This window comes from Paucibacter sediminis (genome assembly GCF_030254645.1).
Taxonomy (GTDB): domain Bacteria; phylum Pseudomonadota; class Gammaproteobacteria; order Burkholderiales; family Burkholderiaceae_C; genus Paucibacter_B; species Paucibacter_B sediminis.
In genome coordinates, this window is the sequence record NZ_CP116346.1 from 511,101 (window position 1) to 535,121 (window position 24,021).

The 24,021-nt window shown below is 68.2% G+C and carries 18 protein-coding genes and 1 pseudogene; 13 read left to right on the top strand and 6 right to left on the bottom strand.

The genetic code is table 11. From position 1 onward, the window contains the following. Positions 1-21 precede the first annotated feature (21 nt). The 4 genes from PFX98_RS02435 to PFX98_RS02450 all read right to left on the bottom strand — a co-directional run bounded on the left by PFX98_RS02435 (position 22) and on the right by PFX98_RS02450 (position 6,568). On the bottom strand, positions 22-891 hold the full coding sequence (locus PFX98_RS02435) for a hypothetical protein (RefSeq protein WP_285233581.1): 870 nt from the start codon (positions 889-891) through the stop codon (positions 22-24). Continuing rightward, positions 888-2,702: an aminopeptidase P family protein gene (locus PFX98_RS02440; RefSeq protein ID WP_285233582.1), complete on the bottom strand. Its 1,815-nt coding sequence runs from the start codon at positions 2,700-2,702 to the stop codon at positions 888-890. Before PFX98_RS02440 ends, PFX98_RS02435 begins: the two co-directional genes overlap by 4 nt. Positions 2,703-2,704: 2 nt before the next feature. Next, positions 2,705-5,416 carry a TonB-dependent receptor plug domain-containing protein gene (locus PFX98_RS02445; RefSeq protein ID WP_285233583.1) on the bottom strand — a complete coding sequence of 904 codons (2,712 nt, stop codon included), beginning with the start codon at positions 5,414-5,416 and terminating at the stop codon, positions 2,705-2,707. Between the two features lie 234 nt (positions 5,417-5,650). After that, positions 5,651-6,568: a helix-turn-helix domain-containing protein gene (locus tag PFX98_RS02450; protein WP_285233584.1), complete on the bottom strand. Its 918-nt coding sequence runs from the start codon at positions 6,566-6,568 to the stop codon at positions 5,651-5,653. Positions 6,569-6,802: 234 nt separating this feature from the next. Between PFX98_RS02450 and PFX98_RS02455 the strand changes: the two genes are divergently transcribed. The 4 genes from PFX98_RS02455 to PFX98_RS02470 all read left to right on the top strand — a co-directional run bounded on the left by PFX98_RS02455 (position 6,803) and on the right by PFX98_RS02470 (position 13,171). Continuing rightward, the gene (locus PFX98_RS02455; protein ID WP_285233585.1) at positions 6,803-7,093 is read left to right on the top strand and encodes a co-chaperone GroES; all 291 of its coding nucleotides are present in this window, start codon (positions 6,803-6,805) and stop codon (positions 7,091-7,093) included. A gap of 53 nt (positions 7,094-7,146) precedes the next feature. Continuing rightward, complete coding sequence (gene groL / locus PFX98_RS02460) at positions 7,147-8,793, top strand: chaperonin GroEL (protein ID WP_285233586.1); 1,647 nt, start codon at positions 7,147-7,149, stop codon at positions 8,791-8,793. Positions 8,794-8,914: 121 nt separating this feature from the next. Then, positions 8,915-10,900: a DUF1631 family protein gene (locus tag PFX98_RS02465; RefSeq protein ID WP_285233587.1), complete on the top strand. Its 1,986-nt coding sequence runs from the start codon at positions 8,915-8,917 to the stop codon at positions 10,898-10,900. Between the two features lie 27 nt (positions 10,901-10,927). After that, positions 10,928-13,171: a patatin-like phospholipase family protein gene (locus PFX98_RS02470; protein WP_285233588.1), complete on the top strand. Its 2,244-nt coding sequence runs from the start codon at positions 10,928-10,930 to the stop codon at positions 13,169-13,171. Here PFX98_RS02470 and PFX98_RS02475 read toward each other — a convergent pair. Both PFX98_RS02475 and yihA read right to left on the bottom strand, forming a co-directional pair. Then, entirely contained in the window at positions 13,147-14,052 is a 906-nt protein-coding gene (locus PFX98_RS02475; RefSeq protein ID WP_285233589.1) for an alpha/beta fold hydrolase, read from the bottom strand. The genes PFX98_RS02470 and PFX98_RS02475 overlap by 25 nt on opposite strands. 55 nt (positions 14,053-14,107) lie before the next feature. After that, positions 14,108-14,908 carry a ribosome biogenesis GTP-binding protein YihA/YsxC gene (gene yihA / locus PFX98_RS02480; RefSeq protein WP_285233590.1) on the bottom strand — a complete coding sequence of 267 codons (801 nt, stop codon included), beginning with the start codon at positions 14,906-14,908 and terminating at the stop codon, positions 14,108-14,110. 69 nt (positions 14,909-14,977) lie between these two features. Between yihA and PFX98_RS02485 the strand changes: the two genes are divergently transcribed. The 9 genes and pseudogenes from PFX98_RS02485 (at position 14,978) to PFX98_RS02525 (ending at position 23,990) form a co-directional block, all read left to right on the top strand. Then, a complete protein-coding gene (locus PFX98_RS02485; protein ID WP_285233591.1) occupies positions 14,978-15,595 on the top strand; it encodes a c-type cytochrome in 618 nt (205 codons plus the stop codon). A gap of 126 nt (positions 15,596-15,721) precedes the next feature. After that, a complete protein-coding gene (locus PFX98_RS02490) occupies positions 15,722-17,842 on the top strand; it encodes a cytochrome c biogenesis protein ResB (protein ID WP_425334656.1) in 2,121 nt (706 codons plus the stop codon). After that, positions 17,839-19,203 (top strand): c-type cytochrome biogenesis protein CcsB, encoded by a 1,365-nt coding sequence (ccsB, locus tag PFX98_RS02495; RefSeq protein ID WP_285233592.1) that lies wholly within the window; start codon positions 17,839-17,841, stop codon positions 19,201-19,203. The genes PFX98_RS02490 and ccsB overlap by 4 nt, the downstream gene beginning before the upstream one ends. An 89-nt stretch (positions 19,204-19,292) precedes the next feature. Then, on the top strand, positions 19,293-20,276 hold the full coding sequence (gene msrP / locus PFX98_RS02500) for a protein-methionine-sulfoxide reductase catalytic subunit MsrP (protein WP_285233593.1): 984 nt from the start codon (positions 19,293-19,295) through the stop codon (positions 20,274-20,276). Between the two features lie 3 nt (positions 20,277-20,279). Continuing rightward, positions 20,280-20,900, top strand: a complete 621-nt coding sequence (locus PFX98_RS02505; protein WP_285233594.1) for a protein-methionine-sulfoxide reductase heme-binding subunit MsrQ — start codon at positions 20,280-20,282, stop codon at positions 20,898-20,900. A gap of 86 nt (positions 20,901-20,986) precedes the next feature. Further along, a pseudogene (locus tag PFX98_RS02510) lies at positions 20,987-21,694 on the top strand (FAD-dependent oxidoreductase); the annotation flags it as partial. 279 nt (positions 21,695-21,973) lie between these two features. After that, a complete protein-coding gene (locus PFX98_RS02515; protein WP_285235524.1) occupies positions 21,974-22,342 on the top strand; it encodes a dihydroneopterin aldolase in 369 nt (122 codons plus the stop codon). Between the two features lie 5 nt (positions 22,343-22,347). After that, positions 22,348-23,298 (top strand): tRNA 2-thiocytidine(32) synthetase TtcA, encoded by a 951-nt coding sequence (gene ttcA, locus PFX98_RS02520; RefSeq protein ID WP_285233595.1) that lies wholly within the window; start codon positions 22,348-22,350, stop codon positions 23,296-23,298. Between the two features lie 71 nt (positions 23,299-23,369). Continuing rightward, on the top strand, positions 23,370-23,990 hold the full coding sequence (locus PFX98_RS02525; protein WP_285233596.1) for a DUF4136 domain-containing protein: 621 nt from the start codon (positions 23,370-23,372) through the stop codon (positions 23,988-23,990). The last annotated feature ends 31 nt before the right edge of the window (positions 23,991-24,021 follow it).

A 24,021-nucleotide genomic window follows, 5' to 3' on the forward strand; every position in this document is an offset into this window, starting at 1 on the left:
GCGCCCGGCTGCGGGGCTGCTTCAGGGCTGCGTCCTGGCAGCGAGCCAGTCGAGATCGGCCGGGCCCAGCGCGCCGGCGCTGAGTTGCGCCAGCAGCGCGCCCATGAACTGGCGCTTGGCGGCCAGCGCCGGGTCCTGCTCGGCCCAGCGCCGTAGCCGCGAGGCATAGCCGGGTGTCATCATCCAGCCGAACACCTCGGCCTTGTCCTCCTCGGGGCCGTAGAGCGCATAGGCGCTGACCATGCCGGCCTGCGGATGTCCGAGGTTGGAGAACGCCTTGCCATAGGCGGTGCTCCCGCCCGCGCCGTAACGGATGCCGGCCGGGTTGAGCGCCAGCCATTGCGGATCGCGGTAGTAATAGTCCTTGAACAGCCGCGCCTCGATCAAATGGTAAAGCTCGTGATGCACGCGCGCCTCGATGCCGGCCGCGCAAGCGCCCAGCGGCCCGCCGATGTCGGCATAGGCCACGCTGTCGCGCTGCGCCGCCGGCATGGCGCGGCGCAGCTGCTCGCCGACGCGCAGGTTCTTGACGAACTCCAGCCGCCGCAGCTGGATGCGCGCCAGCAGCGCGGGCGGGTAGCGCTCATAGGCCGGCAGCACCACCGCCAGCAGGCCGCGCAGGCGCTCGCGATCCTCGGCGCCATCATCGAAGGCCTCGCCCTCGGGCGCCTGCCAGGCCGCTTCCAGCCCAAGCACCGCCAGGCGCGCGGATGCCATGGCGCGCAGCTGCGCCAGCGGCGTGCCGGGCATGCCGAAGGCGGCGTAATGCATGCCCACCGGGCATTCGGCGCTCATGCTGTCATGCGCGCCGGAGTTCTCCATGCCGGCACAGCCGGCCAGGGTGAGCGCACAGAGCGCGGCGGCCAGCTTGCGAAAGCTACTGAGGGTCATCGTTTGACAGGCTCCGTATGCGCGTGCAGCCATGCCAGCGCGGCGCCCTCGAGCAGCGGGCCGAGCCGCCGCCGCACGGTGGCATGGTAGTTGTCCAGCCAGGCAAGCTCGTCGGCATGCAGCAGCGAGGGCTCCAGGCACTGCGTATCGAAGGGGCACAGGCTGAGCGTTTCGAAGGCGAGGAACTCGCCGAACTCGGTGCTGCCGGCCGGCACGCACAGCACCAGGTTTTCGAGCCGGATGCCCCACTGGCCCTGGCGATAGAGCCCGGGTTCGACGCTGATCACCATGCCGGGCAGCAAGGCCGTCTCGGGCTGCGGCAGCGCCTGCGAGAACAGCTGCGGGCCCTCGTGGACGTTGAGGTAATGGCCCACGCCATGGCCCGTGCCATGGCCATAGTCCAGGCCCTCGGCCCACAGGGGCAGGCGCGCCACGGCATCCAGCATGGGTGCCAGGGTGCCGCGCGGAAAGCGTACCCGCGACAGCGCAATCATGCCCTTCAGCACCAGCGTGTAGTCGCGTCGCTGCGCTGGGCTTGGCGGGCCGCCCAGCGGCCAGACGCGCGTGATGTCGGTGGTGCCGCCGAGGTAATGCCCACCGGAGTCGATCAGCAACAGGCCGCGCCCCGTCAGCGGCAGGGCCTGGGCCGGCGTCGGCACGTAATGCGGCATGGCCGCATGCGGGCCGAAGCCGGCGATGGTGTCAAAGCTCGGCCCCCGAAAGCCCGGACGGCGCGCCCGGCATGCGCTGACGCGGGCATGGAGATCCAGTTCGCTGACAGCGCCGGCGGCCAGCGCCGGGCCCAGCTCGGCATAGAACTCGCAAAGCGCCACGCCGTCCTGCACCATGGCGGCGCGCAACTGCTCGGACTGCGCGGGCTCGCGCGGGCTCTTCATCAGCTGCAGCGGATTCGTAGCGTGAAGCTGTTGCACCCCCGCGCTCAGCCGCTCGATCAGGGCCAGGCTGACACGCGCCGGGTCCAGCAGCAGCTGCGTACCCGGCGCCAGCGCGGCCAGCGCGCCACCGATGGCCGCGTAGTCCTGCAGTTCGATGCCCTCGCTCGCCAGCTGCCCGCGCAGCGCCGCCGGCAGGCGCTGCGGCCCCACGAAGAGCCTGCAGCCATCGGCGTCGACCAGCAGGTGCGCAAGAAACACCGGATTGAAGGGCACGTCGGCGCCGCGCAGATTGAGCAGCCAGGCAATCTCGTCCAGCGCGGAGCTCAGGTGGCAGTGCGCACCCAGCGCGGCCATGCGTTGCCGCAGCGCCGCGAGCTTGTCGGCGCGCGCGGCGCCGGCTTCGGGCAGTGGGTGCTCATGCAGCGGCGTGCACGGCAGCGCCGGCCGCTCGGCCCACACCGCGTCCAGCAGGTCCTGCTGCCAGTGCAGCGTCATGCCCGCCTTGGCAAGCCCCTGCCACAGCTGCCGCGCCGCTGCCAGCGCCAGCACCTCGCCGTCGACGGCGACCGCGGCGCCGGCGGGAAGCTGCGCCAGCAACCAGTCCAGCGCCGCGGCATCGGTGGCGCGCGGGTTCGCGGTCGGCACGAGCTCGATGCCCGTGCCGGCAAGCTCGGCGCCGGCCTGCAACGCATAGCGGCCATCGACCAGCAAGGCGGCACGCTCCATGGCCACCAGCAGATGACCGACCGAGCCGGTGAACCCGCTGGCCCAGGCCCGGCCACGCCATCGCTCGGGCAGGTATTCCGACTGGTGCGGGTCGGACGACGGGATCCACAGCGCGGCCAGGCCGCGCGCCTGCAGATGAGCGCGCAGGCACGCGAGCCGCGCCCGGTAGACGGATGCACTGCTCACCATGCTCACCAGAACTTGTACTTCGCGCCGAGCTGGAAGTAGCGGCCGAGCTGGTTGTGATAGGCCGGGTTGAAGCCCTGCAGATAGGCGATGCGGTCGGCGTCGAAGGGCGCGGCCTGGTCATCAATATTGCGCACCGAGAGGCTCAGCTCCAGATCCTTGAAGCCGCGGTAGGCCAGATAGGCATCGGCGGTCAGCCAGGCCTTGATGCGGCAGTACTCGGGATGCGGCACGGTCTGGCTGGCATAGCCGCAGCTCACGGTGGCATCGGCGGCCTGCGCGTAGGCGCCGCTGTAATTCCAGCTGACATGGGCCTGCCAGGGGCCGCGGCTCCAGCCCAGCCCGAAGTGCATGCGCTCCTTGGGCTTGAGGTAGTAGCCGGCCGTGTCGCTCAGCTCGGCGCCGGGCGCATTGGCCTGCTCGTACCTGGACAGCTTGTTGTAGGTGCCGTTCAGCGTGACGCGGCCGAGCGCGTCTGGCATGTCGAACTGCAGGCGAGCGTCGATGTCGACGCCACGCACATGGGTTTCGGCCAGATTGGTCGCCGTCAGGAAGATCTGGTCGATCTGGCCGGACGCCGCGCCGCGCACGACCTTGCCCGGAAACTCGTTCTCATGCGCCAGCAGGTAGCTGGTGCTCATGGACGCCACCTCGCCCTTGCGCTTGATGTCATAGGCATCGACCGCCAGGCTGACATCGCGGCTGGGCTGAAACACGAAGCCCAGCGAACGGCTGGTCGAGGTTTCGGCGCGCAGGTCGCCCGCATTGCCGTAGACACCGACCACATAGCGATCGCAGTTGGGGTTATTGGTGTCAAACGTGGCGCAGAGCTTGGGGTCCTGCACCTTGACGTAGTAGGTCTGCGTGCCCATGTGCTGCTCGGGCAGGGTGGGCGCGCGGAAGCCCTCGGCATGGGTGCCGCGCAGCAGCAGCTGCGGCAGCGCCTGCCACTTGATGCCCAGCTTGGGCGTGTTGGAGCGGCCGAAGTCGCTGTTGTCGTCCATGCGCGTAGCCAGCGAGAGCTCCAGGCCCTTCAGCAGCGGCGCGGCCGCCTCGGCATAGACGGCGGTGACGCGGCGCGAGCCCGCCGCCCCCTGGACATTCCACAGCGAGATCGCGCCGGACGAGAGCAGTTCATCGGGCACGGATTCGACCTTCTCGCGCCGGTACTCCGCGCCGACCGAGACCCCCAGCTTGCCCCCGGGCAAGGCCCAGAGCTCGCGACTGGCGCGGATGTCGAGCGAATCGGTGGCGGTCCTGCCGGTGCTGCGCATCTGCGGGTACAGGCGCGCCATCAGCCCGGGGTCATTGGCCGCGGCGTTGCCGAGGATGAAGCCGGGGCGCACCTTGCCGTTGGCGTCCAGCACCTCGTTGAGGAAGACGGCATCCTGCAAAAAGCCGCGCAGCCCGGTGTCGGTCCGGGCGCGCGAGAGCATCAGCGCCGATTCCAGATCCCAACCGGCCAGCTCGCCACGCACGCCAACGGTATAGCGCTGGTTCAGCGTTGCGCTGTCCATGGTGCTGGCGACGTCGTTGAACAGATAGCGCACGCCCACCTCGGCATTGCTCAGGGGGTTCTGCGGATGCCCGGCCGGGAGGATCAGGTAGGACACTTGCGCGCCCGGCGCGTTGCCATACTGGCCGAGCTTGTCCACCTGGTTGTAGGTGTAGTAGCCATAGGAGTCGGTGCCGTAGCTGAAGCTGCGGGTGTTGTAGCGGCTGCGCGTCAGGGCGGCATCGGCGAACAGCTCGAAGCCCGCGGGCAGGGCCAGCACGCCCGCGCCATAGACGCTGTCGGTCTGCCAGCCGGCCACCAGATTGACCGCCGCGGTGTTGTCGTTCAGGCAGCGGCCATTGAGCGTCGCCGTCGTGTTGCTGGCCGGCACGCAAGGCGCGTCCAGGCCGGTGAGCGGGCCGATGAAGTTGGCGGCGCTGCTGTTGTAGTAGCCCGAACTGGGCGTCAACCGGTAGACATTGCGGTAGTAGCTGGAGCGCCGATCGGACAGGTCGAAGCGGCGGAAGTCGGCATCCCTGGTGCGCTCGCGGTCCGCGGCGCGCACCGGATCCTGCGCACGGTGCGAGAGTGTGAGGAAGACGTTGTAGCCATCCTGCTGCAGGGCGCCCTGCCCGTAGGTCAGCGAGGCGTTGTTGCTGGCGCCATCGCTGCGGCTCGACCGTCCATAGCCGGCACTGCCCACCAGGCCCTCGAAGCCCTTGCGCAAGATGATGTTGACCACGCCGCCGATCGCGTCGGCGCCATAGATCGCGGAGGCCCCATCCAGCAGCGTTTCGATGCGCTCGACCGCATCGACGGGAATCGAGTTGGTATCGACGAAGGAGGCGGTGCCGAAACCGAAGGGTGCGACGCGGCGGCCGTTGATCAGCACCAGCGTGGAGCCGACGCCCAGGCCGCGCAGCGAGATGCCGGCGCTGCCAAACGTGGCGTCCACCGGGCCGTCGGTCGCGATGCCGCCGGTGTTGCCGGCCGGGATGTCGCGCAGCACGTCGGACACCGAGAGCGCGCCCGAGCGGGCGATGTCGTCGCGGCTGATGACCTGGATCGCGGAGGCCGTCTCGGCCTCCAGGCGCTTGATGCGCGAGCCCGTCACTTCGACGCGTTCCAGGGTCTGTGCCTCGCCCTGCGCGAGCAGGGGCAGGCTGAGGCTGCCCGCGCAGGCCATGGCAAGGGCGCGAACAATCGGGCGGATTTTGGGCATAGTTTGGCTCGTCATGGATGGGGGGCAGCGCCGGACATGGCCGGGGCGTGGCAGGGTCACACGGGTCGAGTGACAGCGTGCGGCCGGGAAAGGCAAGGCCTGTAGACCTCCCACCCTGGCGTGCTGCGCTTGCGGCGCGATTCTGGTAGTGGGCCGGCGGCGGCGCGCCTCAAATCCTGCGCGACTTGCACAAGCCTGCTGCCGGAGCGCCGGCAGCAAGGGAAAGCCCCAAGCTCAGCCTTGCGCTCGATGCAACTGCCGGTAGCGCGCCGGCGGCATGCCATAGCGCCGCGCAAAGGCGCGCGAGAAATGGCTGGCGTTGCTGAATCCCAGATCCAAGGCGATGTCGACCATGCGGTCGCCGCTGCGGGTCAGCGCCTCGCAGGCGCGCTCCAAGCGCAGCTTCAGCGCGTACTGATGCGGCGGCAGCCCGGCGGCCGCATGAAATTCGCGTGAGAAGTGCGACTCGCTCATCGCGCACAGCGCGGCCATCTCCGCTATGGGGATCTCGCGGCTCACGTTGTCGGCGATGAGGGCCAGCACGCGCCGCAGCCTGGCGCCGCTCAAACCGTTTCTGCCCGCCCCAGCGGCGCCGGCACCGGCATGCCGCTCGAGCAGATAGCACAGCAGCGCAGTCGCGACGCCGTCGCAATAGCGGGGCGCCAGCGCTCCCGCGGACATTTCGGCGTCGAGCATCTTCCAGACCAGGTCCAGTACCTGCCGATCCGACACATAGGCGGTGCTGCTCAGGCCGTAACCTTCCGGCAAGCCCGCTTCCTGGCGCAGCCGGTCGACGGTGTGGACCGGAACAAAGAGATTGACGATGTCGCAGCCACTCAGCTGCCGCCAACTGCTGGGCGCCCCAGGCGCGCAGATGCGAAATCGGTTGGCGCCGATGACGCCGCCCCAGATGGGCCGCTCGCCGGTCCAGATCTGCGACTCCAGCGGCTCGAGCATGACGGCGATCCGGTAGCAGCCCGGGTGGGGCGAGACCGCCTGCACGCTGGTATCCGGCTGCCGGCGCGACCAGCGCGCCAGCGAAATGCCCGTGCCCGGCAAGGGCCCCACACAGGCGTCCAGCGGACCGGTCACGCCACTGCGGCGGAACCAATCCTGCAATGCTGCAGCGCTGTCGATGGTGGGGTAGCTCATATATCAGGGGTGGAAGGAAGGCACCGCGCCGAAATGGCGATCCTAGCCTCCCGCCACCCCGGGCTCTTGAAAGCCGCGCAAGCACCCATATAATCCTCCTGCTAGCACTCATACACACCGAGTGCTAACAGCCCCGGGAACCCTGGTTTGCGGGGCTCAAGCATGTGAAAAGGTGTTGCTCACCTTGACGCAGCACCTGCCATTCAAGCACCAAGACACTCTGAAGGAGATGTGATGAAACTGCGTCCTCTGCACGATCGCGTGATCGTTAAGCGCCTGGAACAAGAAACCAAGACCGCTTCGGGCATCGTCATCCCCGACGCCGCCGCCGAGAAGCCCGATCAGGGCGAAGTGCTGGCCGTGGGTCCTGGCAAGCGCAATGACAAGGGCGACTTCATTGCCCTGAACGTGGCCGTGGGCGACCGCGTGCTGTTCGGCAAGTATTCGGGCCAGGCCGTCAAGGTCGACGGCGACGAACTGCTGGTGATGCGCGAAGAAGATCTGTTTGCCGTGGTGCAGAAGTAAGCCTTCTGCGACCCGCAAGATCTGACCCCAATTAAGAATCCGGAGAAATACACATGGCAGCAAAAGACGTGATCTTTGGCGGCGAGGCCCGTGCCCGCATGGTTGAAGGCGTGAACATCCTGGCCAACGCGGTCAAGGTGACCCTGGGCCCCAAGGGCCGCAACGTGGTGCTGGAGCGCTCGTTCGGCGCCCCCACCGTGACCAAGGACGGCGTGTCCGTGGCCAAGGAAATCGAGCTGAAGGACAAGCTCCAGAACATGGGCGCGCAGATGGTCAAGGAAGTCGCTTCCAAGACCTCTGACAACGCCGGTGACGGCACCACCACCGCCACCGTGCTGGCCCAGGCCATCGTGCGCGAAGGCATGAAGTACGTGGCCGCCGGCATGAACCCGATGGACCTGAAGCGCGGCATCGACAAGGCTGTGACCGCCCTGGTCGCCCAGCTGAAGGCGGCCTCCAAGGCCACCACCACCTCCAAGGAAATCGCTCAGGTTGGCACCATCTCCGCCAACAGCGATGCCGACGTCGGCCAGATCATCGCCTCGGCGATGGACAAGGTGGGCAAGGAAGGCGTGATCACCGTTGAAGACGGCAAGAGCCTGAACAACGAGCTGGACGTGGTCGAAGGCATGCAATTCGACCGCGGCTACCTGTCGCCCTACTTCATCAACAACCCCGAGAAGCAAGCCGCGCTGCTGGACAACCCCTTCGTCCTGCTGTTCGACAAGAAGATCTCGAACATCCGCGACCTGCTGCCCACGCTGGAGCAAGTGGCCAAGGCCGGCCGTCCGCTGCTGATCATCGCTGAAGAAGTCGAAGGCGAAGCCCTGGCGACCCTGGTGGTCAACACCATCCGCGGCATCCTGAAGGTTGTCGCCGTCAAGGCGCCTGGCTTCGGTGACCGCCGCAAGGCCATGCTGGAAGACATCGCCATCCTGACCGGCGGCAAGGTCATCGCCGAAGAAGTCGGCCTGACCCTGGAGAAGGTCACGCTGGCCGATCTGGGCCAAGCCAAGCGTGTCGAAGTGGGCAAGGAAAACACCACCATCATCGATGGCGCCGGTGCTGCTGCCGACATCGAAGCCCGCGTCAAGCAAGTGCGCATCCAGATCGAAGAAGCGACCAGCGACTACGACCGTGAAAAGCTGCAAGAGCGCGTGGCCAAGCTGGCCGGCGGTGTTGCCGTGATCAAGGTCGGCGCTGCCACCGAAGTCGAAATGAAGGAAAAGAAGGCACGCGTGGAAGACGCGCTGCACGCCACCCGCGCTGCCGTTGAAGAAGGCATCGTGGCTGGTGGTGGCGTGGCCCTGCTGCGCGCCAAGCAAGCTGCTGGCGAGATCAAGGGCGACAACGCCGATCAAGACGCCGGCATCAAGCTGGTGCTGAAGGCCATCGAAGCCCCGCTGCGCGAGATCGTCTACAACGCCGGTGGCGAAGCCTCCGTCGTCGTGAACGCCGTGCTGGCCGGCAAGGGCAACTACGGCTTCAATGCCGCCAACGACACCTATGGCGACATGATCGAAATGGGCATCCTGGACCCGACCAAGGTGACCCGCACCGCGCTGCAGAACGCTGCTTCGGTCGCTTCGCTGATGCTGACCACCGAGTGCATGGTGGCCGAGTCCCCCAAGGACGAAGCTCCGGCCGGCGGCATGCCTGGTGGCATGGGCGGCATGGGTGGCATGGGCATGGACATGTAATCTCGGGAAACCGAGACTTTTGACGCGTGATCCGTCACGCTCAAACAAAGGGGGCCGCAACAGCGGCCCCCTTTTTCATGCTTGGCGCCGCCGATAATGGCGGCAAACGCCCATGAACATCATGCCCAACGCACCCACGCTTCAGTCACTCGTCGACGAGGTCGTCGCCCGGGTGCCGGCGCTGAGCCTTGCCGTGCTGAACGAGACGCACGACGAGCTGAAGGACAAGCCCCAGCACCATCAGCTGTTTGCCGGCTGGCTGCGCGAGCGCCCGCGCTTCGTCAACGACTTTGAGTCCTCGCTGCGCCCCTTGCTGGCGGCGGCCCGCGAGGGCAAGGACCCGCTGCAGCGCAGCGGCCCGGCGCGCCTGGACACCCTCAGCCTGGTGGACGAGAAGCAGGCCCTGCAGGACGTGGCCATTGCGCATGCGGTGTCGGTGATCGAAGACCGCAGCCGGCCCGAGGTGCATCAGCTGGGCAACTTCTTCGCCGCGCTGCGCGGCATTGCCCGCCCGTTGAAGAACGACAACCCGCTGCGCCCGGCGCTGTTTGCGCAGGCGCTGAACCGTGCCATGCAGGGCGTGGACCTGGACCCCGAGGCGCGCTATGCGCTGATGCGCGTGGCCGCCCAGCCCTTGGCCAATGGCGTGCATGCGATCTACAGCGCGCTGTGCCAGCAAATGCGCGAGGCCGACCTCATCAATATGGTGGCCAGCCATGGCGCCGGCATCAAGGCGTCGGAACTGCGCCAGCGCCAGTTCGCCAGTCATGCCGAGACCATACCGACCTCGCTGGACACCCTGGCGCGCCGCGTGGACGAATACAACTCGCGGCCGCAGAGCCTGGGCGCCGCGGCAGGTGCCAAGACGGCCGCCGCGGGCGGTGGCGATCTGCTGTCGCGCCTGTATGGCCAGATCCTGGCCGACCCGAATCTGCTGCCCGCCGTGAAGCAGCTGCTGGCGCGGCTGCAGGTGGCGGTGGCGCGGCTGGCGCAGACCGATGGCAGCCTGCTGCGCAGGCAGGACCATCCCACCTGGCAGCTGCTGAATCGCGTGTCGGCCCATGGCCAGGCCTTCGAGAACCCGAACGACGAGCGCCTGCGCGAATTCCTCAGCTTCATGGACGCGCAGGTGCAACAGCTGGTGGCCTCGCCCGTGCCCACCGCGCTGCAATTCCAGCAGGCCCTCAACGCGGTGGATCAGCAGATCCGCCAGCATGCCCACCAGCGCAGCGAACGCAGCGCCGTGGCCCTGGCGGCGCTGGAGCGCGAGCAGGAGCGCGGCGACTGGCTCAAGCTGCTGCGCGAGCAGCTCAAGGAGCAATTGGCCGATGCCCCGCTGACCGCCAGCCTGCGCAAGTTCCTGCTCAGCAGCTGGGTGGAAGTGATCGTGCAGGCGATGGTGCTGCATGGCCGCGATGCGCCCGAGGCCCAGTCCTATATCGAGCTGGTGGACGAGCTGCTGGCCAGCCTGCAGCTGCCCGCGACCGAGGCGCAGCGCCAGCAGTTCCGCGCCAGCCTGCCGGCCCTGATCACGCGCCTGGAACGCGGCATGGACTCGATTGCGATGGATGCGTCCAGGCGCCAGGACATCCTGGCCGAGCTGATGCAACAACACGGCCGCATCCTGCGCGGCCTGCCGGCGCTGGCCGAGGCGGTGGCGGCACGGCCGGCCAAGCCCGGCCAGGAGTACAGCCCCGAAGAGTTGCTGCAGCAGCTGCTCACCGAGCGCGAGTCGCAACTGCCCTCGCACTGGGCGCATTCGCGCGTCGACCGTGGCCACCTGCCCACCGTGCCGGTGGCGCTCTACTCGGGCCAGGACGCCGAAAAGGCGCGCGCCGCGCTGGAGGCCTGGATGGACCAGCTGCAGGTCGGCAACTGGTACCACCTGTTCCTGCAAAGCCAGTGGATGACGGCGCAGATCGCCTGGATCAGCGAAAGCCGCCAGTTCTTCCTGTTCGTCGGCCAGGACGCCGACGAGCGCCATTCGCTCACGCGCGGCGCCATCGAGCAACTGCTGGCCAACGGCCTGATCACCGCGCTGGAGGAAGAATCCCTGGTACAACGCGCGGTGACTTCGCTGATGCAGGACCTGGACGAGCATCCCTAGCCGCCCCGGGTCCGCGCCCAAGACCGCATGACCCGAGCCCATCGCTACCTCCTCACCGCACTGCTGCTGCTGCCTCCGCTGACCTGGGGGCAAGACCTGCCCCCGGCCGCCGGCGCGGCGCGCCCCAAGCTGGGCCTGGTGCTCTCGGGCGGTGGCGCGCGCGGCCTGGCCCATGTGGGCGTGCTCAAGGTGCTGGAGCGCGAGCGCATCCCGGTGGACCTGATCACCGGCACCTCGATGGGCGCCATCATCGGCGGCCTCTACGCCAGCGGCATGAGCGCCGCGCAGCTGGAGCGCGAGCTGACCCGGCTCTCCTGGGGCGATGTGTTCGCCAGCCGGGTGGAGCGGCAGGATCTTTCGCAGCGCCGCAAGGAGGAGGACTTCGAGTTCTCGGCGGTGCTGGAATTCGGCATGCGCGATGGCGAATTCCGCGCCCCGCAGGGCACGCTCTCCAGCCGCGGGCTGGAAGCGCTGCTGCGCCGCTTCACCCTGCCGGTGCGCAAGATACGCCGCTTCGACGAATTACCCACGCCCTTCCGCGCCGTTTCCACCGACATGGAGTCGGGCGAGCAGCAGGTGCTCAGCGAGGGCGACCTGGCGCTGGCGATCCGCTCCAGCATGAGCGTGCCGGGCGTGTTCGCGCCGGTGGAATGGGAGGACCGCATCCTCGGCGACGGTGGCCTGATCAACAACCTGCCGGTGGACATCGCCCGCAGCATGGGCGCCGAGCGGCTCATCGCCGTCAACGTCGGCACGCCGATCGGCGGGCGCGAATCGCTCGGCTCGCTGCTGGGCGTGACGGCGCAGATGATCAACATCCTCACCGAGCAGAACGTCAAGCGCAGTCTGGCCAGCCTGTGGGAAGGCGATGTGCTGATCAAGCCGCAGCTGGGCAAGCTCACATCCGGCGACTTCGAGCGCGGCGTCGACTTCATCAAGCTCGGCGAGCAGGCGGCCGAGGCAGCGCTGCCGGAGTTGCGCGCCTTCGCGGTCGACGAGCCCGGCTACCGGCACTGGCGCGAGGCGCGCGGCGGTGCGCAGCTCGACAAGCCGCTGCTGGCCGCGGTGCGCATGGAGGGTAGCGAGATCGCCAACCCCCAGCGCTTTGCTGACCAGCTCGAGTCCAAGCCCGGCGAACGCTTCGACCTCGCCAAGGCCGAGCGCGATACGCGCTTCCTCGCCTCCTCGGGCGACTACGAGCGCGTCGACTACCACGTCGAGGCGCGCGAGGCCGGCGACACCCTGGTGTTCAGCATGGAAGACAAGTCCTGGGGGCCTAACTACTTCCGTGTCGGCCTCGATCTCAGCACCGACCTGAGCGGCGACAGCTCCTTCAATCTGCGCATCTCGCACAACCGCCACTGGCTCACCCCCAATGGCACCGAATGGCGCAACCAGCTCACGCTCGGGCAGACGCCCAGGCTCTACTCCGAGCTCTACCATCCGCTGGGCCTGCGGCTGGGGGTATCGAACGACTGGTTCGTGTCCGGCTGGGGCGAGCTGGAGCGCAGGCAGATCACCATTTACGACCGCGACACGGGCCATGGCCTGGCGCGCTTCCAGCGCAGCGGCGCCAGCGTCGGCGCCGACCTCGGCCAGCCCTGGGGCCGCCTGGGCGAGATCCGCATCGGGCTGCTGCACGAGGCCTGGCGGCTCAGCCCCAGCCTGCTGACCATCGACGTGCCCGGCGTCGACTTCAACCGCCATGCCAACGAGACCGCGCTGCGCCTGAAGGCCGTGGTGGACCAGCTCGACTTCGCCAATTTCCCGCAGCGCGGCTATCGCTACACCTTCGAGGGCCTGTACGGCTACCAGGTCAATCGCGGCGAGAACAACGGCAATTTCGCGCGCGCCGAGCTGCAGGCCACGGGGGTGCAAAGCTGGGGCCGCCACACGCTCAATCTGCATCTGCGCGGCTTTGCTGCGCGCGAGCCCGAGAGCTCGGTGCAAGGGCCCTACAGCCTGGGCGGCTTCCAGCAACTGTCCGGCTACAAGCAGGGCCAGCTCACCGGCGCGGCCCTGCTGTTCGGGCGCGCCAGCTACTACATGCGGCTCAATGAGACGCCGGTGCTGACACGCGGCTTCTTCGTGGGCGGCTCGCTGGAGGCGGGCAACACCTGGGACAACCATCGCCAGATGAGCTTGAAGGGCCTGCGCTGGGCCAGCAGCCTGTTCCTGGGCACCGACACCACGGTGGGCCCGCTCTATGTGGGCCTGGGCTACGCGCCGCAGGGCGGTAGCGCGCTCTACCTCTTCATCGGCAGACCCTGAGGGATCAGCCCGGCGATCAGCTTGGCGATCAGCGCCGGCTGCTCATGCACGATCCAGTGCGTCGCGCCCGGCACGCGCTCGAGCCGCAGCTGCGGCACGAAATGCGCAAGGCCCTCCAGCATGCTGGGCGGCAGGGCGCGGTCGGCCTCGCCCCAGATCACCAGGGTGGGCAGCTTGACGGTGACGAACTCGGGCGCGAACTCCAGCGCCATCGCGCCCGGATCCTCGGGCGTGGGCGGCCGCATCGGCGAGGCCCGGTAGTAGTTCAGGGGGCCGGTGAGCCCGCGCGACCAGAGCTCGCGGTAGCGCGCACGCAAGGCCTCGTCGAGCCAGGGCGCGCCGCCCTCGGCAAAGTCGGTGAAGAAGGCGAACATGCCGGCAAAGTCGTGCTCGGCCAGGCGCTCCTCGGCATCCGGCCGGCACAGCATGTTCATGTAGGCGCTGGCGCGGCGCTGCGCCGGATTGAGCTGCAGCTCGCGCAAGAAGGTGCCCGGATGCGGTGAGTTGATGATCACCAGCTGCTGCATCTGCTGGGGCTTCTGCACCGCCAGATTCCAGGCCACCGCACCGCCCCAGTCATGCGCCACCAGGGCGGTCAGCGGGCCCTCGCCGGTGGCGGCCACCAGGGCCGCGACATCCGCCACCAGATGCTTGGCGCGGTAGGCCTCGACCTCGCGCGGCGCGCTGGAGCGCTCGTAGCCGCGCAGATTGGGCGCAATGCAGCGGTAGCGGTCCGCCAGCATCAGCATCAGCTCGTCCCAGATGAAGGCGGCCTCGGGAAAGCCATGCAGAAAGATCAGGCGCGGCGCCGCGGCCGGGCCGCAAGCGCGGCAGGACAGGGTGATGCCATGCGGCAGCACCTGGTCAAAGCATTCGATCATGGCCGAGGCCTCCCTGTGGAGCCTCAGTATCGAGAGCCGCCTCCCGGCAGCCCTGTCACTCCGGCGACAGCTCCGGGGGCGGAATTTCCCCCATGGTGGGCGCCACCACGGCGGACTGCATCCAGTCGTAGAGGATATGGGCGACGTCCGCCACGCCCTGCTTCTTCAGCGCCGAGAACAGCGTCACCGAGACATCCGACTCCTCCGTGGCCAGGCCGGCCAGGAAGGCCTGGCACTCGGCCAGCGCCGCGTTCGCTTCCTTGCGGTTGAGCTTGTCGGACTTGGTCAGCAGCACCAGCAGCTTGATCTCGCCGGTGCCCACGCGCGCCGCCACAAATTCGAGCAGCTGCTTGTCCAGATCGGTCAGGCCCAGGCGCGAGTCCACCATCAGCACCACGCCGGAGAGGCTGCGGCGCACCTCCAGATAGTCGGCCATCACCTTCTGCCAGCGCAGCTTGGCCGAGCGCGCCACCGCCGCATAGCCATAGCCCGGCAGGTCGGCGAAGAGCGCGTTGGGCGCGTCCTTGGGGCCGACCTCGAAGAGGTTGATGTGCTGAGTGCGCCCCGGCGTCTTCGAGGCAAAGGCCAGCCGCTTCTGCTGCGCCAGCGTGTTGATGGCGGTGGACTTGCCGGCATTCGAGCGCCCCACGAAGGCGATCTCGGGCAGTTCGTTGGCCGGCAGATGCACCAGCTGGCTGGCGGTGGTGAGGAAGCGGGCGGTGTGGGTCCAGCCCAACACCACCTTGTCCGACGCCGTTTCGGCGGCCCCGTCAGCAGGCACCGACGCCTCGGCAGGCAAGGCCTTTTGCAGGCCTGCGGCATCGTTTTTTGTGCCGCGCTTGGTGTTGGTAGTCATGAAGTTCCAGGTCTCGTTGGTTTGCCATTGTAAAATCCGCCGGTTGCGCTTACCGAACCCTAAATACTCATGAAGACTGCCGCTATCCTGTTGACCGGTCTGATGTTCGCCGCCGCAGCGGTGGCCAACGAGCCTGCCGCCGCCGCCAAACCCGATCTGGCCAAGGGCCAGGCCACTTCCACGCAAGTGTGCGCCGCCTGCCATACCGCCGACGGTTCGCGCGGCAGCCCGGCCAATCCCATCCTGCAGGGCCAGCACGCCGACTACCTGGCCAAGCAACTGGACGAATTCAAGTCCGGCAAGCGCAACAACCCCATCATGAAGGGCATGGCAGGCACGCTGTCGCCCGAAGACATGAAGAACGTCGCCGCCTTCTACGCCAGCAAGCAGGCCAAGCCCGGCTTCGCCAAGGACAAGGCCCTGGTGGCCCTGGGCGAGAAGATCTACCGCGGCGGCATCGCCGATCGCCAGATCCCGGCCTGCGCCGGCTGCCACAGCCCCAACGGCGCCGGCATCCCGGCCCAGTACCCGCGTCTGGCCGGCCAGCACAGCGACTACACCGAAGCCCAGCTGAATGCCTTCCGCAGCGGTCTGCGCACCAACAGTGCCCAGATGACCGGCATTGCCGCCAAGATGAACGACCGCGAAATCAAGGCCGTGGCCGATTACGTGGCCGGCCTGCGCTGAACTCCAGCGCTGTGCGGTGCCCGCAAGGCCCCGCCACAAGCTTTGACGCATAGCAAAGGCCGGTGTTCGCACCGGCCTTTTTTCATTGCCACCGGGTGAGCGCCCGCTCGCCGCGACAATTCCGCCATGTCCGAGACGTCTGAGACCACCGCCCTGCCCCGCCCCAGCCATGGCGCGGGGCGTGAATTGCTGGACCTGCTGGCCTCGATGCGCTTTGCCATCGCGCTGCTGACGGTGATCTGCATCGCCTCGGTGATCGGCACGGTGGTGAAGCAGCGCGAGCCGCTCAACAACTATGTGAACCAGTTCGGGCCCTTCTGGTCCGAGGTGTTCGGCAAGCTGGACCTCTACACCGTCTACGGCGCCTGGTGGTTCCTGCTGATCCTGGCCTTTCTGGTGATCTCCACCAGCCTGTGCATCGCCCGCAACACGCCCAAGATCATCCAGGACCTGAAGAGCTACAAGGAGCAGGTGCGCGAGCAGTCGCTGCAGCTCTTCAAGCATCGCGCCCTGGGCGAGCTGCCGCTGGCGCCCGAGGCCGCGCTCAAGCAGGTGTCGGCCTTCCTCGACCAGCAGGGCTGGAAGGCGCGCGCCCAGGTGCGCGCCAACGGCATCATGGTGGCGGCGCGCAAGGGTGCGGCCAACAAGATCGGCTACTTGTGCGCGCATTCGGCCATCGTGCTGGTCTGCCTGGGCGGCCTGTTCGACGGCGACCTGCTGGTGCGCGGCCTGATGTGGGCGCAGGGCAAGAGCGTCTACGAGGGCAGCGGCCTGATCTCCGAGGTGCCGGCGCAGCACCGCCTGTCGGCGCGCACGCCCAGCTTCCGCGGCAATCTGATGGTGCCCGAGGGGGCGCGCAACGGCACGGCGGTGCTGAGCATGCCCACCGGCGTGCTGCTGCAGGAGTTGCCCTTCGACATCGAGCTGAAGAAGTTCATCGTCGAGTACTACGCCACCGGCATGCCCAAGCTGTTCGCCAGCGACATCGTCATCCGCGACCATGAGACCGGCGCGGTGCGTGAGGCCAAGGTCAAGGTCAACGAGCCGGTCACGCACCGCGGCGTGGCGATCTACCAGAGCAGCTTCGACGATGGCGGCTCCACCCTGAAGCTGCGCGCCCTGCCGCTCGCCGGCAAGGGCGACGGCTTCACGCTGGAGGGCAAGGTCGGCGCCAGCACCCAGCTCGTCAATGGCGAGGCCAGGCTGGGGCTGGAGTTCACCGGCCTGCGCGTCATCAACGTCGAGAACATGGGCGACAGCACGGCCAGCGGCGCCGATGTGCGCAAGGTCGATCTGGTCGAGTCGCTGCAGGGCCGGCTGGGCAGCAGCGCCAAGGGCAAGGCCGACAAGGACCTGCACAACGTCGGCCCCAGCTTCAGCTACAAGCTGGTGGACGCGAGCGGCCAGAAGCGCGAGTACAACAACTACATGGCGCCGGTCGAGCTGGACGGGCAGCGCGTCTTCCTGATGGGCATGCGCGAGACCCCCAGCGAGCCCTTCCGCTATCTGCGCATCCCGGCCGACGAGCAGGGCGGCCTCAGCGGCTGGCTGCGCCTGCGCCAGGGCCTGGCCGACGCCGGCCTGCGCGAGCGCGCCGCCGGCCGCTATGCCGATGGCGCCACGCCCGCCGACAAGCCGCAGATGCGGCCGCAGCTGACGGCCACGGCGCGGCGCGCGCTGGACCTGTTTGCCGGCCTGGACGGCGGCAAGCCCGGACAGATTGGCGGCCTGGCCGCGCTCTCGCAGTTCATCGACCGCGAAGTGCCCGAGGCCGAGCGCGCGCGCGTCTCCGAGGTGCTGCTGCGCATTCTCAACGGCAGCCTGTTCGAGCTGCACAAGCTGCAGCGCGCCCAGGCCGGCCTGGCGGCGCCGGCCGCCGACGCCGCCACCCAGGCCTTCATGACCCAGGCCGTGCTCTCGCTGTCGGACTCGATGTTCTACCCGGCCCCAGTGCTGCTGCAGCTGGAGGACTTCCAGCAGCTGCAGGCCAGCGTGTTCCAGGTGGCGCGCGCGCCCGGTCAGAATCTGGTCTATCTGGGCGCGGTGCTGCTCATCATCGGCGTGTTCGCGATGCTCTACATCAAGGAGCGCCGCCTGTGGATCTGGCTCGAGCCGGCGCCCGGTGGCCAGGAGCACACGCGCGTGCGCATGGCGCTGTCCAGCACCCGCGAGTCGCCCGACACCCAGACCGAATTCGCCCAGCTCAGGCGGGCGCTGCTGAAGGAAGAGGAAGAAAGCCAAGCATGAACACCACCACCGCATCCCCCGCGCTGATCGTGGGCCGCCGCGGCCTGCTGGCCCGGCGCGATCTGTTCGACTGGGTGTTTGCCGCCCTCATCGTGGCCGGCGCCGGCTTCGCCTTCAGCCGCTACGGTGCCTCGATGGACGGCTACGAGAAGGGCATCCTCGTCTTCGCCGTGCCGGCGCTGATCGCGCTGGGCTGGTTCTGGAAGCCGGTGCGGGTGCTGAGCCTGGGCGTGGGCGCGGCCAGCCTGCTGGCGATCCAGCTCTATCTGCAGCACACCGACGGCTTCGGCGCCGACCTGGCCGCCGCCGACAAGGTCTTCCTGCTCAAGTACGCGCTTTCCAGCCAGAGCGCGATCCTGTGGATGAGCGTGCTGGTGTTCATGAGCACGCTGTTCTACGGCCTCGGCTTCCTTGCCAAAGCCGGCGGCGCGAGCGTGGCCGAGCACATCGGCACGCGCCTGGCCTGGGGCGCCGTTTTCATGGCGCTGCTGGGCACCATGGTGCGCTGGTTCGAGAGCCACCAGATCGCGCCGGACATCGGCCACATCCCGGTGAGCAATCTCTACGAGGTGTTCGTGCTGTTCAGCTGGATGACCACGCTGTTCTACCTGTACTACGAAGACCGCTTCAAGACCCGCGCCCTGGGCGCCTATGTGATGCTGGCCGTCAGCGGCGCGGTGAGCTTTCTGCTCTGGTACACGGTGGCGCGCGAGGCGCATGAGATCCAGCCCCTGGTGCCGGCCCTGCAGAGCTGGTGGATGAAGATCCATGTGCCGGCCAATTTCGTCGGCTACGGCACCTTCGCGCTATCGGCCATGGTGGCGCTGGCCTATCTGCTCAAGACCGCCTCGCAGCGCGCCCTCTATATCGGCCTGCTGGCGGTGCCGGCCGGCCTGGTGGCGCTGATCCTGGTGTTCCGCTTCGCCCTGCCCGAGCTGCCCGCCGACACCCTGGCCGGCATGGACGGCTGGGCGCGCAAGATGACCGGCGTGCTGGTCTTCTTCATCGCCGCCGTCGCCCTGCGCAAGCCACTCACCGCGCGCCTGCCGGCGCTCGAGCAGCTCGACGACCTGATGTACAAGGCCATCGCGCTGGGCTTTGCCTTCTTCACCATCGCCACCATCCTGGGCGCCTTCTGGGCCGCCGAGGCCTGGGGCGGCTACTGGAGCTGGGACCCCAAGGAGACCTGGGCCCTGATCGTCTGGCTCAACTACGCGGCCTGGCTGCACATGCGCCTGATGAAGGGCCTGCGCGGCGCCGTCTCGGCCTGGTGGGCCTTGGTGGGCCTGGTGGTGACGACCTTCGCCTTCCTGGGCGTCAATATGTTTCTTTCGGGCCTGCATTCCTACGGCACTCTCTGAGCCCGCCAGCAGAATTTGCGCGGCTGACGTAAGGTTGCGCCCATCAGCCCGACTGATGGGCATCACCTTCGTCAACGCCGTCCACCACCATGCATCTGCTGCGCCCACGCTCCGGTCTTGTCATCCCCTCGAGCGAAATCACGCCCCAGGCCGTCTATGAGGGCCGGCGCGACTGGCTGCGCCTGATGGCCTCGGGCGCCGCCGGGGCCGCGCTGGCGGGTTTTGCCGGCCGCGAGGCGATCGCGCAGAGCGGCAAGCTCGCCAAGCTGGCCGCCGGCAAGAGCGCCGTGCCGGGCGCGCTGACGATGGACAAGCCCACGGCCTACGCCGACGCCACCAGCTACAACAATTTCTACGAGTTCGGCACCGACAAGTCGGACCCCGCGCGCGCTGCCCACACGCTCAAGACCCGACCCTGGACGGTGACGGTGGAGGGCGAGGTCGGCAAGCCCGGCGTGTTCGATCTCGACAGCCTGCTCAAGCTCGCCCCCATGGAAGAGCGCATCTACAAGCTGCGCTGCGTGGAGGGCTGGAGCATGGTGATCCCCTGGGTGGGCTATTCGCTCGCCGAGCTGATCAAGAAGGTGGAGCCTACCGCCAAGGCCAAGTACGTCGAGTTCATCAGCCTCGCCGACAAGGCCCAGATGCCCGGCGTGCGCTCCGGCGTGCTGGACTGGCCCTATGTGGAAGGCCTGCGCCTGGACGAGGCCATGCACCCGCTGGCCCTGCTCACCTTCGGTATGTATGGCGAGGTGCTGCCCAACCAGAACGGCGCGCCGGTGCGCATGGTGCTGCCCTGGAAATACGGCTTCAAGTCGGCCAAGAGCATCGTCAAGATCCGTTTCGTCGAGAAGCAGCCCACCAGCAGCTGGACCAAGGCGGCGCAGCAGGAGTACGGCTTCTATTCGAACGTGAATCCGCAGGTGGACCACCCGCGCTGGAGCCAGGCGAGCGAACGCCGCATCGGCGAGGACGGCCTGTTCGCCAAGAAGCGCCCGACGCTGATGTTCAATGGCTATGAGGCCCAGGTTGGCCAGCTCTATGCCGGCATGGACCTGAAACGGAATTTCTGAGCCATGGCCAAGCGATCGCTGTGGCTGCACCCGGCCGCCAAACCGGCGCTGTTCGCGCTCTGCCTGCTGCCGCTGGGCTGGCTGGTGGGGGGCGCCTTCGCCGACCAGCTGGGGGCGAATCCGGCCGAGACCCTGATCCGTTCGCTGGGCGACTGGACCCTGCGCGGCCTGTGCCTGACCCTGGCCATCACGCCCTTGCGCGTCATCAGCGGCCAGCCCGCGCTGGCGCGCTTTCGCCGCATGCTGGGCCTGTTCAGCTTCTTCTATGCCAGCCTGCACCTGCTGGCCTATGGCTGGCTGGACATGGGGCTGGAGTTGGGAGAGATCGCCCATGACATCGCCAAGCGCCCCTTCATCCTGATGGGCTTCACGGCCTGGCTGCTGCTGGTGCCGCTCGCCGCTACCTCCTTCAACCGCGCCATCAAGGCGCTGGGCGCGCGGCGCTGGCAGGCCCTGCACAAGCTGGTCTACCTGCTGACCCTGGTGGGCCTGGCGCATTTCATCTGGATGCGGGCGGGCAAGCACAACTTTGCCGAACCGGCCGTCTATGGCCTGGTGCTGGCCGTGCTGCTGGGCTGGCGCCTGCTGAAACGCTGGCCCGCGCGCAGTCTGGCACGCGCCTGATGGCCGCCTGAAAGCCCCGGCCCGGGGCCTGGCGCGCGTCCCTGGGATAATCGCGGGCTTCGTTCCCGACACCCCGCACGCCGTTCATGCCCGATTCCCTGCTGCCCCAGTACGACGTTGCCATCATCGGCGGCGGCCCGGCCGGCTGCTCGGCGGCATCCTGGCTCGCGCAGCTGGGCCTCAGCGTCGCGCTGATCGAGCGCGCGCCCCAGCTCTGCGCCGGCCTGCAGGGCCTGCAATTCGGCCAGGACTGGGTGCTGGGTGCGCCCGGCCAGAATCTCGCCACGCTGGGCCAGCAATACGCCCGCCAGATCGAGGGCATGGCCGGCCTGCGCCTGCTGCTGGGCCAGAGCGTCGGCCATCTGGATTGGAGCGCCACTGAGCCCGGTGGGGGCTGGCGCCTGCAGCTGGAAGACGGGCGCGGTTTCGCGGCCCGTGCCCTGCTGCTGGCCACCGGACTGATACCGCTGCGCCCCGAGGCCTTCTTCCCCGGCCCGCTGCCGCAAGCGCGCGTGCTGGATGCGCTGAGCCTCACGGCCCAGCGCGAACATTTGCCCCCCGGCCGCCTGCTGCTGCTGGGCGGCGGCGACAACGCGGTGGAGAACGCGCTCTTTCTGCAGGCGCGCGGCCACCAGGTCACGCTCTGGTCGCGCAGCGACTGGCGCGCCCAGCAAGCCCTGGTGGAGCGCATCGAGGCGCTGGGCGGCGCCCTCCAGACACGCGCGCGCAGCCCCATGCCCAGCCGCTTGCTGGCGGACGAACAAGGCGTGACGGTCGTTTCCAAGGCGCATGGCGAGGAGCGCTTCGACCATGTGGCGGTGCTGCTGGGCTTCGAGGCCGAACCCAGCGCCTGGTTGCTGGTGGGCGATGCGCTGCAGCGCGCCGGCATCACCGCGCCCTCGCATCCCTTCCGCGACGAGCCGCGCTTTGCGCCGCTGGGCCTGTTCGTGGCCGGCGACGCCAGCGGCCGCCAGCACCCCTGCGTGCAGACCGCGCTGGGCGACGGCGTGGTGGCGGCCAAGGCGGTGGAAAGCTTTCTGCGCCCCTTGCGCGAGGGCCAGGTGCCGCTGGCCCTGCGCCGCAACAACCGTCAGGTCATCAATCTGCAGGGGCTGCGCTTCGGCGCCAACCTGGGCGTGCTGGACTTCGAGCGCGAAGGCCCCCAGCCCATCCAGGTGGACGCCGAGGTCAACCTGGGCGCCCAGATGATCGTCTCGCGCGACGCCGACATCGGCCATGTGCTGGACTACCGGCGCGTGCGCAGCATCATCATCGACGAGTGCACCGCCGAACACACCGACCTGCTCGAAGCCCTGCTGGGCAAGCTCTGCACCCGGCTGATGAAGCTGCCCGGCGTGGTGGGCGTGCGCATCAAGGTGACCAAGCTCGAAATCTTCCCCGACTGCCAAGTCGCAATCAGCGCCGAATGCGGCCAATGGTGAACCCCATGACGACGACCGACACCCTCAACCCCGAACTGGACGCCGCGGCCGCGGCCAAGCAAGCCGAAAAGAAGGCCGCGCTGGAGATCAACAAGCTCTCCAAGCGCCTGCATCGCCAGGTGGGCCAGGCCATCGGCGACTTCAACATGATCGAGGACGGCGACAAGGTGATGGTCTGCCTGTCCGGCGGCAAGGACAGCTATGCCCTGCTGGACATCCTCATCAACCTGAAGCAGCGCGCGCCGATCAAGTTCGACATCGTCGCCGTCAACCTCGACCAGAAGCAGCCCGGCTTCCCGGCTGATGTGCTGCCCACCTATCTGAAATCGCGCGGCGTGGACTTCCACATCGAGACGCAGGACACCTATGCCATCGTCAAGCGCCTGATCCCCGAGGGCAAGACCACCTGCAGCCTGTGCTCGCGCCTGCGCCGCGGCATCCTCTACCGCGTGGCCGGCGAGCTGGGCGCCACCAAGATCGCGCTGGGCCACCACCGCGACGACATCGTCGTGACCCTGCTGCTGAACATGTTCTTCGGCAGCCGCATGAAGGGCATGCCGCCCAAGCTGGTGAGCGACGACGGCAAGAACGTCGTGATCCGCCCGCTCGCCTATGTGGCCGAGGAAGACCTGGTGCGCTGGGCCGCGCACCGCGAGTTCCCCATCATTCCCTGCAACCTCTGCGGCAGCCAGGAGAACCTGCAGCGCGTGCAGGTCAAGGCGATGATCCGCGAGTGGGAGAAGAAGTACCCGGGCCGGGTCGACAATATGTTCACCGCGATGAGCAATATCGTCACCTCGCACATGATGGACCGCGAGCTCTTCCCCTTCCAGACCATCAAGGCCACCGGTGCGCCCATGCCCGATGGCGACATCGCCTTCGACGAGGACGAGGCCTGCGGCAGCGGCGCGCCGACCGCGCCCTCGGTGATCAAACTGCACCGCAACGACGACTGAGCGGCGCTTTACAAAGCGTCAACATGGAAGGGCCACAATGGCGCTGTTGAGAACAGCACAGGAGGCCTGCCATGACAACGACGCGACGTACCGCCCTCATCATCACTGCCGCCGCCCTGGGCCTCGCCACCCTGGCGGCCTGCTCCGGCATCTACACCCTTAGCGCCGATGTGCAGACCTTCGGCGCCTGGCCCGAGGGCCGCAAGCCCGGGCTCTATGCCTTCGAGCGCCTGCCTTCGCAGCAGGGCGACAAGCGCCAGGACGCGCTCGAGGACAGCGCCCGTCTGGCGCTTGAGAAGGCCGGCTTCCGACCCGCCACCGACGCCAAGAGCGCCGACATCCTGGTGACCCTGGGTGCGCGCGTCAGCGCGCTGGACCGCGCCCCCTGGGACGACCCGCTGTGGTGGCGCTGGCATATCGGTTATGCCAATTGGCGCCATGGCTTCGGGCGCGGCCGCGTGGGCGGCTTTGCCGGCCTGGACCTGACGGAGAAACGCTACGACCGCGAGGTGGCCCTGCTGCTGCGCGAGCGCGCCAGTGGCGAACCGCTGTATGAAGCGCGCGCCAGCAACGACGGCATCACCCAGGGCGATGCGGCCCTGGTGGGCGGGCTGATGCAGGCCGCCATGGGCGACTTCCCGCAAACCCGGCCGGAAGTGCATCGCATCACGGTGCAGGTCGGCGCGAAATAGCCGCCGTCAGCGGCGCCGCGATAATCGCGGC

Coding starts and splice junctions, on each gene's coding strand:
- PFX98_RS02445 (WP_285233583.1), bottom strand. CDS start 5,416: ATGCCCAAAATCCGCCCGATTGTTCGCGCCCTTGCCATGGCCTGCGCG.
- PFX98_RS02465 (WP_285233587.1), top strand. CDS start 8,915: ATGCCCAACGCACCCACGCTTCAGTCACTCGTCGACGAGGTCGTCGCC.
- PFX98_RS02485 (WP_285233591.1), top strand. CDS start 14,978: ATGAAGACTGCCGCTATCCTGTTGACCGGTCTGATGTTCGCCGCCGCA.
- yihA (WP_285233590.1), bottom strand. CDS start 14,908: ATGACTACCAACACCAAGCGCGGCACAAAAAACGATGCCGCAGGCCTG.
- PFX98_RS02440 (WP_285233582.1), bottom strand. CDS start 2,702: ATGGTGAGCAGTGCATCCGTCTACCGGGCGCGGCTCGCGTGCCTGCGC.
- PFX98_RS02470 (WP_285233588.1), top strand. CDS start 10,928: ATGACCCGAGCCCATCGCTACCTCCTCACCGCACTGCTGCTGCTGCCT.
- PFX98_RS02450 (WP_285233584.1), bottom strand. CDS start 6,568: ATGAGCTACCCCACCATCGACAGCGCTGCAGCATTGCAGGATTGGTTC.
- PFX98_RS02490 (WP_425334656.1), top strand. CDS start 15,722: ATGTCCGAGACGTCTGAGACCACCGCCCTGCCCCGCCCCAGCCATGGC.
- msrP (WP_285233593.1), top strand. CDS start 19,293: ATGCATCTGCTGCGCCCACGCTCCGGTCTTGTCATCCCCTCGAGCGAA.
- PFX98_RS02475 (WP_285233589.1), bottom strand. CDS start 14,052: ATGATCGAATGCTTTGACCAGGTGCTGCCGCATGGCATCACCCTGTCC.
- ccsB (WP_285233592.1), top strand. CDS start 17,839: ATGAACACCACCACCGCATCCCCCGCGCTGATCGTGGGCCGCCGCGGC.
- groL (WP_285233586.1), top strand. CDS start 7,147: ATGGCAGCAAAAGACGTGATCTTTGGCGGCGAGGCCCGTGCCCGCATG.
- PFX98_RS02525 (WP_285233596.1), top strand. CDS start 23,370: ATGACAACGACGCGACGTACCGCCCTCATCATCACTGCCGCCGCCCTG.
- PFX98_RS02455 (WP_285233585.1), top strand. CDS start 6,803: ATGAAACTGCGTCCTCTGCACGATCGCGTGATCGTTAAGCGCCTGGAA.
- PFX98_RS02505 (WP_285233594.1), top strand. CDS start 20,280: ATGGCCAAGCGATCGCTGTGGCTGCACCCGGCCGCCAAACCGGCGCTG.
- PFX98_RS02435 (WP_285233581.1), bottom strand. CDS start 891: ATGACCCTCAGTAGCTTTCGCAAGCTGGCCGCCGCGCTCTGTGCGCTC.
- ttcA (WP_285233595.1), top strand. CDS start 22,348: ATGACGACGACCGACACCCTCAACCCCGAACTGGACGCCGCGGCCGCG.